Raw genomic sequence first — 11,463 nt, 5'->3', positions numbered from 1 at the left:
CTGTGGGGGTTCGCCGTGCCGGGGGTCGCGGGGGCTGTGTCGTTGCTGGTTCTGCTGGCCACCGGGCGGGTCCTCGCAGCTCCCGCCGGGGGTGCGGTGGTTGCGGCTTCATCGGAAAATGATCCAAACCGTGCTGCCGAACCCCGTTTCAGCACAGGCGATCGGGCGTAATGTTCAGTCATGGACCGCCGCATTTTCGGGCTGGAGAACGAGTACGGCGTCACGTGTACGTTCAGGGGACAGCGGCGTCTGTCTCCCGACGAAGTGGCTCGGTACCTCTTCCGCCGTGTCGTGTCATGGGGCCGCAGCAGCAATGTCTTTCTGCGAAACGGCGCCCGGCTCTATCTCGACGTGGGCTCACATCCGGAATACGCGACCCCCGAATGTGACAACGTGACAGAACTGGTCACCCACGACAAAGCCGGCGAGCGCATTCTCGAAGGACTCCTGGTGGACGCCGAACGACGCCTGCACGAGGAGGGAATCGCGGGCGACGTCTACCTCTTCAAGAACAACACCGACTCGGCGGGCAACTCGTACGGCTGCCACGAGAACTACCTGGTGGCACGGCACGGCGAGTTCTCCCGGCTCGCGGACATCCTCATCCCGTTCCTGGTCACGCGTCAGCTTCTGTGCGGCGCGGGCAAGGTGCTGCAGACTCCGCGCGGCGCCGTGTACTGCGTCAGCCAGCGCGCCGAACACATCTGGGAGGGCGTCTCCTCGGCGACGACGCGTTCCCGGCCCATCATCAACACGCGCGACGAACCGCACGCGGACGCCGAGCGCTACCGCCGTCTCCACGTCATTGTGGGCGACTCGAACATGTCCGAGACGACCATGCTGCTCAAGGTCGGCGCCACCGACCTGGTGCTGCGCATGATCGAGGCGGGCACGGTGATGCGCGACCTGACCCTGGAGAACCCGATCCGGGCGATCCGCGAGGTCAGCCACGACATCACGGGCCGGCGCAAGGTGCGTCTGGCCAGCGGACGCGAGGCCTCCGCGATCGAGGTGCAGCGCGAGTACTACGAGAAGGCCGTGGACTTCGTCGACCGCCGCGGCATCCGTACGGGCACGGTCGAGCAGGTCCTGGAACTGTGGGGCCGCACGCTCGACGCGATCGAGGCCGAGGACCTCGACCGGATCGGCACCGAGATCGACTGGGTCATGAAGTACCAGCTCATCGAGCGGTACCGGGCGAAGCACAACATGACCATGTCCCACCCGCGGGTGGCGCAGATCGACCTCGCCTACCACGACATCCACCGTCGCCGAGGGCTCTACTACCTCCTGGAGAGGAAGGGCCAAGCCGCCCGGATCTGCAACGACTTGAAGATCTTCGAGGGCAAGTCCGTTCCGCCGCAGACCACTCGGGCCAGGCTCCGCGGCGACTTCATCCGCAGGGCTCAGGAACAGCGGCGGGACTTCACCGTCGACTGGGTCCATCTCAAGCTCAACGACCAGGCCCAGCGCACGGTGTTGTGCAAGGACCCGTTCCGTTCCGTGGACGACCGGGTGGAGAAACTGATCGCCGGAATGTAGGCAAAAACATCCGGATACCGACGTCCGGATACATATTCGGTACGCCACACGGGCCCCGTACGTTTCACGTACGGGGCCCGTGCCACGCCGTAGAGTTGCGCGCACGCCATCAACAAGATCGACCGATACGAGGCCTTCACCGTGCGCCGACGCTCCGTACTCATCGCTGTTCCCGCAGGACTTGTGACGATCGCCGGGTGCGGTGACAGCGATTCCTCCTCCAGCAAGGCCAGCGCGTCGCCGTCGCCCTCGCCGTCCGCCTCGGCCTCGACCGTGCCGCCGCCGAAGCTCGTTGACGGTCCGCTGCCGGCGATCACCGCGGGCACGAAGTTCGACGAGAAGCCGACCGTCGCCAAGGGCAGCGGCGATCCGTCGAAGGACCTCGCGGTGAAGACGGTGATCGCGGGCGGCGGCAAGGCCGTGGCGGAAGGCGACTTCGTCAAGGTGAACTACCTCGGCCAGATCTGGTCGACGGCGAAGGTCTTCGACAACTCCTACGACCGCAACACCTCGTTGGTCATCCAGCTCGCCCAGGGCGGCATCATCGACGGCTGGCGCTACGGCCTGGCGGGCAAGAAGGTCGGCAGCCGCGTCGAGATGGCCATTCCGCCGACCTGGGGGTACGGCGCGGCGGGCAGCCCCCAGGCGGGCATCAAGGGCACCGACACGCTGGTCTTCGTGATCGACATCCAGGACGCCTTCAACGCCAAGAGCTCCGCCAAGGGCACGACCGTCGCGCAGTCCGACGCCGATCTGCCCAAGGTCGGCACGAACACCGACGGCAAGGCCCCCTCGGTCACCGTCCCGAAGGCGGACCCGCCGAAGAAGCTGGTGTCGAACTACGTCCTGGAGAGCGACGGAGCCGTCGTCAAGGAGGCCCAGTCGATCCTCTGCCAGTTCAAGGGCGTGGTCTGGAGCACGGGCAAGGAGTTCGAATCGACGTACTCCCAGGGGCGGTTGAGCCAGTTCGCGATCAAGGACATGGAGTCGGTCGTCAAGGGCCTGGCCCAGGGCATCACCGGCAAGAAGGTCGGCAGCCGCATCATGATCGTCGCGCCCGCGGACCTGGCCTACGGGAACACCCCGCCGAGCGGCGGCGTCATCAAGAAGGGCGACACCCTGGTGTTCTCCGTGGACATCCTGGCCGCCATGTGACCCCTGCGGGATCGGCCTGGCCGGAGCGCGACACCGGCCGGGATGCGAGACTGTCCGAGTTGTCTTGTCGTACACATAGCAGGAGCCAGAGACGTGAGCATCGAGAAGCCCGAGATCGACTTCCCGGAGGGCGAAGCCCCGGCCGACCTGGAGATCAAGGATCTCTGGGAGGGTGACGGCGAGATCGCGGTGGCGGGCCAGAACGTCACCGTCCACTACGTGGGCGTGGCCTTCAGCACCGGCGAGGAGTTCGACGCCAGCTGGAACCGCGGTACCCCGTTCAAGTTCCCGCTCGGTGGCGGCCGTGTCATCAAGGGCTGGGACAAGGGCGTGCAGGGCATGAAGGTCGGCGGCCGCCGCCAGCTGACCATCCCGGCGCACCTCGCCTACGGCAACCAGAGCCCGACCCCGGCGATCAAGCCGGGCGAGACCCTGATCTTCGTGGTCGACCTCATCGCCGTCTGATCACCGGTTCCGACCGGACCCGATCACCTGGGGCCCATGCCTGCGAAGGCATGGGCCCTCGGCTTTTGCCAGGCATCCGCGGGGCGGTACGGTCATCGTTCGTAAGCACATACAGGGAGGCGAAGGGCGTCGATGGCCATTGCCAAGGCCGAGCGGCTGATGAACCTCGCGCTGTGCCTGCTCGGGACACGGCGGCCGCTCAGCAAGCGCGAGCTGCGCGAGTCCATCGAGGCCTATCTCGAAGCGGGCAGCGACGACTCCTTCAACCGGATGTTCGAGCGCGACAAGGACGATCTGCGCGAACTCGGGCTCGTCATCGAGACGGTGGAGAACCTGGACGGCGAGGTCGGCTATCTCGCCCGCCGCGACAGCAACCGCCTGCCGCCCATCACCCTCGACGCCGAGGAGGCCGCCGCGCTCGGTCTCGCCGCCAAGGTGTGGCAGCAGGCCCGGCTCGCCGGCGCCGCGAGCGGCGCCCTGCAGAAGCTGCGCGCGGCCGGGATGCCCGAGGACCTGGACCCGTACGAGCCGCACGGCGCCCTGGAGCCGCGCATCCCGGTGCACGAGGCGTCGTTCGAGCCGCTGATGCTGGCCTGCCGCGACCGCCGTCCCGTCGTCTTCGACTACCGCAAGGCCACCGCCGCCCGCCCCGAACCCCGCAACGTCGAGCCGTGGGCGCTGGAGTGCTGGCGCGGTCACTGGTACCTCGCGGGCTGGGACCGGGACCGGGGCGCCGAGCGCGTGTTCAGGCTGTCCCGGATCACCGGCAAGGTGCGCTCCCGCAACGGGCGGTTCACCGCGGACATCCCCGACGTCGTCACCGTACGGGAGACCGTCGCGAGCTGGGCGGGGGAGACCGCCGACCGCACCGCGCTGATCCGGCTGCGCACGGGCTCCGGTTACCCCTTGCGGGCGAAAGCCGCGACGGTGCGGGAACTCGGGGACGGCTGGGACGAGTTGGAGATTCCGTACGGCCACGGGCTGGACGCCTGGCTGGTGGAGTTCGGGCCCGACGTGGTCGTCCTGGAGCCCGCCGAGCTGCGGGCCGACGTGGTGGACCGGCTGCGTGCCGTGGCCAAGGGCTGAGGGGGAGCGGAAGAGAACTGTGGCAGGCAAACCGGTCAGGCCCGTCAACGCCATCGACCAGACCCGGCGGATGCTCTCCCTGGTGACCTATCTCAAGGAGCGCCCCGGAGCACGCGTCGAGGACGTCGCCCGTGCCTTCGGGATCACCGAGGACGAGCTGGTCTCCGACCTCGACGTGCTGCCCATGTGCGGGACCAGCTTCAGGGGCGGCGACCTGCTCGACATCGACACCGACGGCGACCGCATCTGGTGGCACAACCCGGACGACGTCGCCGAACCGCTGCGGCTCGCCGCCGATGAGGCGACCGCGCTCCTGGTCGCGGCCCGCGCCGTATCGACCCTCCCGGGCCTGCGCGAGAGCGACCGGCAGGCGCTGCTGCGGGCCAACGCCAAGGTGGAGGCGGCGGCCGGTGAGGCGGCCGGGGCCAGCGCACGCCTTTCGGTGACCTTCGAGTCCGAGGGCGGGGTCTTCGCGGACGTCGACCGCGCGATCTCGGAGCGGCGCCGCCTGTGGATCCGCTACTACTCGCCCGCCCGCGACGAGTTGAGCGAGCGTGAGATCGACCCCATCCGGCTGGTCAGCGTCGGGCACACGTACGTGGAGGCCTGGTGCCGGCGCTCCGAGGCGCGTCGCACCTTCCGCCTCGACCGGGTCGCCGAGATCAAGATCCTCGACGAGCCGTCCGCACCGCCCGAGATCGAACTGCGGGACCTGTCGGAGGCGTTGGTGCAGCCCGCCGCCGAGGACCCCGAGGTCGTCGTGGAGGTCGGTCCGGGCGGGCGCTGGGTCGCCGAGTACTACCCGCACGACAGTGCCGATGAGCTTCCCGACGGCGGGCTGCGTATTACCTTGCGCACCCCCGACCCGACGTCCCTGCGACGCCTGGCCCTACGGCTCGGGCGCGACGGCCGGATCGTCTCCCCGAGCGACCTCGCCGACAGCGCCCGCAAGGCCGCACGCGAGGCGTTGGCGGCGTACGACGGTCCGCAGGGTGTTGTTGACGCAGTGCACGGTGTTGACGAGAGGCCGGAGTGAGCCGTAGGGGCGCGCCGTTACCGAGAGGGCGAGCGCGCGGAGGCCCGAAGGGGTGAGCACGGTCGCCCTCTCGGTAACGGCTGAAAGCGCCCCGGAGGCGAACGACCAAGGAAAGAGGAGCAGGGGCTGTGAGCGAGTCGACGACGACGGGTGTCCCGGGTGGTCCGGAGATGACGGTGGCCGCCGCGTTCGCCGGGATGAAGAGCGTGGTCCCCGTGATGTTCAGAGCGGGCTGCCCGGACTGCCGGAGCAACTTCGAACTGGCGGCGAGCGCTCTGCGCCTCGCCATCGGCGCCACCAGCCGCACGACCTTCTACTCCTTCACCTGCCCCGACTGCGGTGCGGCCGTTCGCAAGCCCGCGGGCGAGCGGATCGTCGAGCTGCTCACCGGCGGCGGGGTCAGGACCCTGCGGCTGACCTCCGTCGGGTAGCAGGGTCTAGGCTCGCCCCATGTTCTGGGCGATGGTCGCGGTAGCAGTGGGTTTCCTGGGTCTCGCCGTGCTCGGCGTGCTCGCCGTCCGGGTCTTCCTGGAGGCGCGGCGGCTCGGACTCCAGGTCACGGACGCCGCGCACCGCATCAACCGGGCGGCCGAGGACCTGGAGCGGGCGGCGGTGTCGACGGCGCGTTCCGTGGACGCACTGTGAGTCACATATGGGCGGGGTGTGAGTTGCGCACCTCATGCGCTTCGCGTCACTTTGCCCTGTCACGTTGTCGGTGGAGGCGGGTACGCTGCTGATCGCGGTCCGGATAACGAGGCCCGGAGCGCGGACCGGGAGTACGCACGGGGATTGCCTCACGTTTACCCCTGAGCGTTACGATCGCTGGCAGCACGAAGGTCGGACAGATGTCCGACCGATCGGACAGCACCCCACCCCAGCCGCCTCGGTGAGAAGGTAAAGACTTATGTTCGGAAGGCTCGGAGCACCCGAGATCATTCTCATCCTCGTCGTCATCGTGCTCCTGTTCGGCGCGAAGAAGCTTCCGGACATGGCCCGCTCGCTCGGCAAGTCCGCCCGCATCCTCAAGAGCGAAGCCAAGGCGATGAAGGAAGAGGGCAACACCACGCCCACCCCCGCCGGCCCGCCGAACACCGACGAGTCCGTGCAGCGCACCATCCAGGCGGCCCCCGGCGACGTGACCAGTGCGCGTCCCGTCACCGAGCCGTCGGACACGACCAAGCGCTGACGCAGGGCCGGGACCCCCTCGGCCTGCCGCACGAGATGAGGACGTGGGTTGCCTAAGTCTGCCCGCACGAAGGAGAAGGACCCCGAGGGGCGGATGCCCCTCGCGGACCATCTGCGCGAGCTGCGCAACCGGCTCGCGAAGGCGATGCTCGCCATCATCGTGGTGACCTGCGTGGCCGCCTTCTTCTACAACGACATCGTCAACATCATCACCAAGCCGGTGTTGCACTCGGTCGGCTGCTCCCAGAACTTCGAGGAGCTGTCGAGGGCGTCCAAGACGTCCCAGCCGTGCGCGCAGATCACGATCAACGGTCTGCTGACGCCGTTCACACTGGCGTTGAAGGTGTCCCTGATGGCCGGTGTCGTACTGGCCTCCCCGGTCTGGCTGTACCAGCTGTGGGGCTTCGTCGCCCCCGGCCTGCACAAGAACGAGAAGAAGTACGCGCTCTCCTTCGTGGGCACCGGCGTCCCGCTGTTCCTCGGCGGCGCCTACTTCGCCTACAGGGTGCTGCCCACCACGGCGCAGGTCCTGATCGGCTTCACGCCGAAGGATGTCAACAACCTGCTGCCGCTCGACGACCTGCTCGACCTGGTCACGCGCATGGTGCTGGTCTTCGGCCTCTCCTTCGAGCTGCCGCTGCTGCTGATCATGCTCAACCTTACGGGCGCGCTGACCGGCAAGCGGATGCTCGGCTGGTGGCGCGCCATGATCCTCGGCATCACGGTCTTCGCGGCCGTCGCCACCCCCAGCACCGACCCGCTGACCATGCTGGCGCTGGCCGGGCCGATCTGGGTGCTGTACTTCGCCGCTGTCGTCTTCTCCCTGCTCAACGACCGGCGCAAGCGCCGCCGCGACGCGGAGGGACCGGACGACGACGAGGCCTCGGACCTGGACCTGACCCCCGAGGACATCGGCGACGTCGAGACCGTCTCGGCCGGCCGGGCAGCCCTGCCCGAGCAGGCGAGCGGAACGGGTTCCGACCGGGTCAACGGCTATGACGACGTGACCTGATCACCTCCCGAACACCGCCGAGACCGGCCGTTCCCGCAGTGCGGGCGGCCGGTCTCCGTGTGTGGAGGACCGGTGGGAACGGATAATGATCGTCCTGTTGTCAGTGGCGCCCGGTACGCTCGAAAGCACGATGACAGAGGACCTCTCCCCGGCCGAGCGGTACGCGGCAGCCCGCCTGCGGGCAGCCGAGCAGGCCACCGCGCTCGCGGACTTCCGCGAGATGTACGACTTCGGTCTCGACCCCTTCCAGATCGAGGCCTGCCAGGCGCTCGAAGCGGGGAAGGGCGTGCTGGTCGCGGCGCCCACCGGCTCAGGCAAGACGATCGTCGGCGAGTTCGCCGTCCACCTGGCCCTCCAGCAGGGCAAGAAGTGCTTCTACACGACCCCCATCAAGGCCCTGTCGAACCAGAAGTACGCCGACCTGTGCCGCCGTTACGGCGCGGACAAGGTCGGCCTGCTCACCGGCGACAACAGCGTCAACTCCGAAGCCCCGGTGGTCGTGATGACCACCGAGGTGCTGCGCAACATGCTGTACGCGGGTTCGCAGACCCTCCTCGGCCTCGGCTACGTGGTCATGGACGAGGTGCACTACCTGTCCGACCGCTTCCGCGGCGCCGTATGGGAAGAGGTGATCATCCACCTCCCCGAGTCGGTGACCCTGGTCTCCCTGTCGGCGACCGTGTCGAACGCCGAGGAGTTCGGCGACTGGCTCGACACCGTCCGCGGCGACACCGAGGTGATCGTCTCCGAGCACCGGCCCGTGCCGCTGTTCCAGCACGTGCTCGCCGGGCGGCGGATGTACGACCTCTTCGAGGAGGGCGAGGGCAACAAGAAGGCCGTCAACCCCGACCTCACCCGCCTGGCCCGCATGGAGGCCCAGCGCCCCTCGTACCAGGACCGCAAGCGCGGCCGTGCCATGCGCGAGGCCGACCGGGAGCGGGAGCGCAGATCGCGTTCGCGGGTGTGGACACCGGGACGCCCCGAGGTCATCGAGCGGCTGGACAACGAGGACCTGCTGCCCGCCATCACGTTCATCTTCAGCCGCGCCGCCTGCGAGGCCGCCGTACAGCAGTGTCTGTACGCCGGGCTGCGGCTCAACGACGACGAGGCGCGGGAGAAGGTGCGCGCCCTCGTCGAGGAGCGCACGGCGTCCATCCCGAACGAGGACCTGCATGTCCTCGGGTACTACGAGTGGCTGGAAGGCCTGGAGCGCGGCATCGCGGCCCACCACGCGGGCATGCTGCCGACGTTCAAGGAGGTCGTGGAGGAGCTGTTCCTGCGCGGGCTCGTCAAGGCCGTGTTCGCCACGGAGACCCTGGCGCTCGGCATCAACATGCCCGCGCGTTCGGTGGTGTTGGAGAAGCTCGTCAAGTGGAACGGCGAGCAGCACGCCGACATCACCCCCGGCGAGTACACCCAGCTGACCGGCCGGGCCGGCCGCCGCGGCATCGACGTCGAGGGCCACGCCGTCGTGCTGTGGCAGCGCGGGATAAGCCCCGAGCACCTCGCGGGACTGGCCGGCACGCGCACGTACCCGCTGCGCTCCAGCTTCAAGCCGTCGTACAACATGGCGGTCAACCTCGTCGAGCAGTTCGGGCGGCACCGGTCGCGGGAGCTGCTGGAGACGTCCTTCGCGCAGTTCCAGGCGGACAGGTCGGTCGTCGGGATCTCGCGGCAGGTGCAGCGCAACGAGGAGGGCCTGGAGGGCTACAAGGACTCCATGACCTGCCACCTGGGCGACTTCGACGACTACATGCGGCTGCGCCGCGAGCTCAAGGACCGCGAGACCGAGCTGGCCCGCCAGGGCGTGGCGCTACGGCGCGCCGAGGCCGCCGTAGCGCTGGAGAAGCTCAAGCCGGGAGACGTCATCCATGTCCCGACCGGCAAGTACGCCGGTCTGGCACTGGTGTTGGACCCGGGACTGCCCGCCGGGCGGTCCAACGGCCATCGCGGGTTCGAGCAGCACGACGGGCCGCGTCCGCTGGTCCTGACGGTGGAGCGGCAGGTCAAGCGGCTCGCGTCGATGGACTTCCCCGTGCCCGTCGAGGCGTTGGACCGGATGCGGATCCCGAAGTCCTTCAACCCCCGTTCCCCGCAGTCCCGTCGGGACCTGGCGTCCGCGCTGCGCACCAAGGCCGGGCACATCCCGCCGGAGCGGGCCCGCAAGCAGCGCTCGCAGGCCGCGGACGACCGGGAGATCGCACAGTTGCGTACGGCGATCCGGGCGCATCCGTGTCATGGGTGCAGCGACCGTGAGGATCACGCCCGTTGGGCCGAGCGGTATCACCGGCTGCAGCGGGACACGACGCAGTTGGAGCGGCGGATCGAGGGGCGGACCAACACGATCGCCCGGACCTTCGACCGGATCGTCGCGCTGCTGACCGACCTGGACTACCTGCGGGGCAACGAGGTCACCGAGCACGGCAAGCGGCTGGCCCGGCTGTACGGCGAGCTTGATCTGCTCGCCAGTGAGTGTCTGCGCGAGGGGGTTTGGGAGGGGCTTTCTCCCGCCGAACTCGCCGCGTGTGTCTCGGCGTTGGTGTTCGAGGCGCGGGTCAGTGACGATGCGACGGTTCCCAAGGTGCCGTCGGGTGCGGCCAAGGCCGCGCTCGGGGAGATGGTGCGGATCTGGGGGCGGCTCGATGCCCTTGAGGAGGACTTCCGGATCACTCAGACCGAGGGGGTTGGGCAGCGGGAGCCTGATCTCGGGTTTGCCTGGGCCGCGTACATGTGGGCCAGTGGGAAGGGGTTGGACGAGGTCCTTCGGGAGGTGGAGATGCCGGCCGGGGACTTTGTTCGGTGGTGCAAGCAGGTGATCGATGTGTTGGGGCAGATTTCTGCTGCGGCGCCGGTTACTGGGGGCGAGGCGTCGTCGACCGTGGCGAAGAATGCGCGGAAGGCTGTTGAGTTGTTGTTGCGGGGGGTTGTGGCCTACTCGTCGGTGGGGTGAGGGTTCGTTGGCGGGTGCGGGTGCGTTGTGGCTGGTCGCGCAGTTCCCCGCGCCCCTAGGGGGGTGGCCTTGTGCCTCTTTAAGAGCCCAGGTACGGTTGCCAGCCGCCGTGGTTTGTGATGTCCTCGGCGTTTTCCAGCGCCGCCGGCTCGCACAAGAAACCCGGCACACTTGTACCGTCCGCCAGCTCAACGCTTCCCAGTGTCATCGGGCGGGGCAGGGTCGCCAGCAAGCGGCCCAAGCCCTCTACCGGTAGGCGCCATACCTCTGTCTCTATCGTCGCTCCGCCCTCGCCCACGTGCACCAAGCCCGGCTTCGGCGGGGTCGTGGCGAGGGCATGTAGGCGGTAGACCGGGGCCGTCGTAGTCGTGCGGTCCAAGCGGGCGCCCAGGGACAGGAGTTGGGGGTTCAGGGGCTGGCCCGTCAAGTGGGCTCCTACGACCGCCAGTTGGACCGTTGGGTTCAGGGCGCCGGCGATTGTGGCCAAGCGGTCGTCCGTGAATGCCGGGCCGATCAGCATCACCCCGAAGGGGAGGCCGTTCACCTCGCCGGACGGGACTGCCACCGCTGCCAGGTCGAAGAGGTTGGTGGAGTTGGTGAAGCGGCCCAGGCGGGCGTTGGCGCCCAGGGGGTCGGCGGCGACCTCGGCCAGGGTGGGGTGGCCCGGCGTGGTCGGGAGCAACAGGGCGTCCGCGTCGGCCAGTTCCGACAGGGCTCGGGTGCGGAGGGTCGCCAGGCGTTCCTCGTCCGCGTACAGCTGGTGGGCCGGGATGTCCCGGGCTCGGGTGATGATGCCGGTGACTGTGGGGTCCAGGCCCTCGGCGCCGGATGCGATCGCCTTGTCGACAAATGCCCCTACCGCTGTGTAGCGCTCCGCGACGAACGCTCCCTCGTAGAGCATCGCCGCCGCTTCCGTGAAAGGGGTGAGGTCCAGGGTGCGGATCTCGGCGCCCGCGTCGGACAGGCGGGTCACTGCTTCCTCGTAAGCCTCCGCCCAGCCCTCGTCCAGTTCGCCCAGCTGGTCTCGTGGGG

General features: G+C 68.8%; 11 protein-coding genes and 1 pseudogene. 11 read left to right on the top strand and 1 reads right to left on the bottom strand.

The genetic code is table 11. From position 1 onward, the window contains the following. The 11 genes and pseudogenes from AC31A1_RS35940 to AC31A1_RS35890 form a co-directional block, all read left to right on the top strand. Window positions 1-171, top strand: a pseudogene (locus AC31A1_RS35940) (MFS transporter); the annotation flags it as partial. Between the two features lie 9 nt (window positions 172-180). Continuing rightward, window positions 181-1,542 (top strand): Pup--protein ligase, encoded by a 1,362-nt coding sequence (gene pafA / locus AC31A1_RS35935; protein ID WP_043681683.1) that lies wholly within the window; start codon window positions 181-183, stop codon window positions 1,540-1,542. A gap of 141 nt (window positions 1,543-1,683) precedes the next feature. Next, window positions 1,684-2,697 (top strand): FKBP-type peptidyl-prolyl cis-trans isomerase, encoded by a 1,014-nt coding sequence (locus AC31A1_RS35930; RefSeq protein ID WP_489657336.1) that lies wholly within the window; start codon window positions 1,684-1,686, stop codon window positions 2,695-2,697. Between the two features lie 93 nt (window positions 2,698-2,790). Then, on the top strand, window positions 2,791-3,162 hold the full coding sequence (locus AC31A1_RS35925) for an FKBP-type peptidyl-prolyl cis-trans isomerase (RefSeq protein WP_033283738.1): 372 nt from the start codon (window positions 2,791-2,793) through the stop codon (window positions 3,160-3,162). Between the two features lie 132 nt (window positions 3,163-3,294). After that, window positions 3,295-4,248, top strand: coding sequence for a helix-turn-helix transcriptional regulator (locus tag AC31A1_RS35920; RefSeq protein ID WP_489657335.1), 954 nt, complete (start codon window positions 3,295-3,297; stop codon window positions 4,246-4,248). Between the two features lie 19 nt (window positions 4,249-4,267). Further along, window positions 4,268-5,284, top strand: a complete 1,017-nt coding sequence (locus AC31A1_RS35915; protein WP_489657334.1) for a helix-turn-helix transcriptional regulator — start codon at window positions 4,268-4,270, stop codon at window positions 5,282-5,284. A 128-nt stretch (window positions 5,285-5,412) separates the two neighbouring features. After that, a complete protein-coding gene (locus AC31A1_RS35910) occupies window positions 5,413-5,715 on the top strand; it encodes a hypothetical protein (RefSeq protein ID WP_489657333.1) in 303 nt (100 codons plus the stop codon). A 19-nt stretch (window positions 5,716-5,734) separates the two neighbouring features. Beyond that, window positions 5,735-5,929, top strand: coding sequence for a hypothetical protein (locus AC31A1_RS35905; RefSeq protein WP_366495623.1), 195 nt, complete (start codon window positions 5,735-5,737; stop codon window positions 5,927-5,929). Between the two features lie 259 nt (window positions 5,930-6,188). Then, complete coding sequence (tatA, locus tag AC31A1_RS35900; RefSeq protein WP_033283742.1) at window positions 6,189-6,470, top strand: Sec-independent protein translocase subunit TatA; 282 nt, start codon at window positions 6,189-6,191, stop codon at window positions 6,468-6,470. A gap of 48 nt (window positions 6,471-6,518) precedes the next feature. Beyond that, the gene (gene tatC / locus AC31A1_RS35895) at window positions 6,519-7,481 is read left to right on the top strand and encodes a twin-arginine translocase subunit TatC (RefSeq protein ID WP_489657332.1); all 963 of its coding nucleotides are present in this window, start codon (window positions 6,519-6,521) and stop codon (window positions 7,479-7,481) included. Window positions 7,482-7,566: 85 nt separating this feature from the next. Beyond that, a complete protein-coding gene (locus AC31A1_RS35890) occupies window positions 7,567-10,431 on the top strand; it encodes a DEAD/DEAH box helicase (protein ID WP_489657331.1) in 2,865 nt (954 codons plus the stop codon). Window positions 10,432-10,510: 79 nt separating this feature from the next. Here the strand turns inward: AC31A1_RS35890 and AC31A1_RS35885 are convergent. Next, window positions 10,511-11,463, bottom strand: a 953-nt coding sequence (locus AC31A1_RS35885) for an allophanate hydrolase-related protein (RefSeq protein ID WP_489657330.1), incomplete at its 5' end; no start/stop codon positions are given.

The organism is Streptomyces sp. P5F9 (assembly GCF_057961495.1).
The sequence above is the reverse complement of the archived record's forward strand: the minus strand, read 5'-3'. Positions and strand labels throughout refer to the sequence as shown.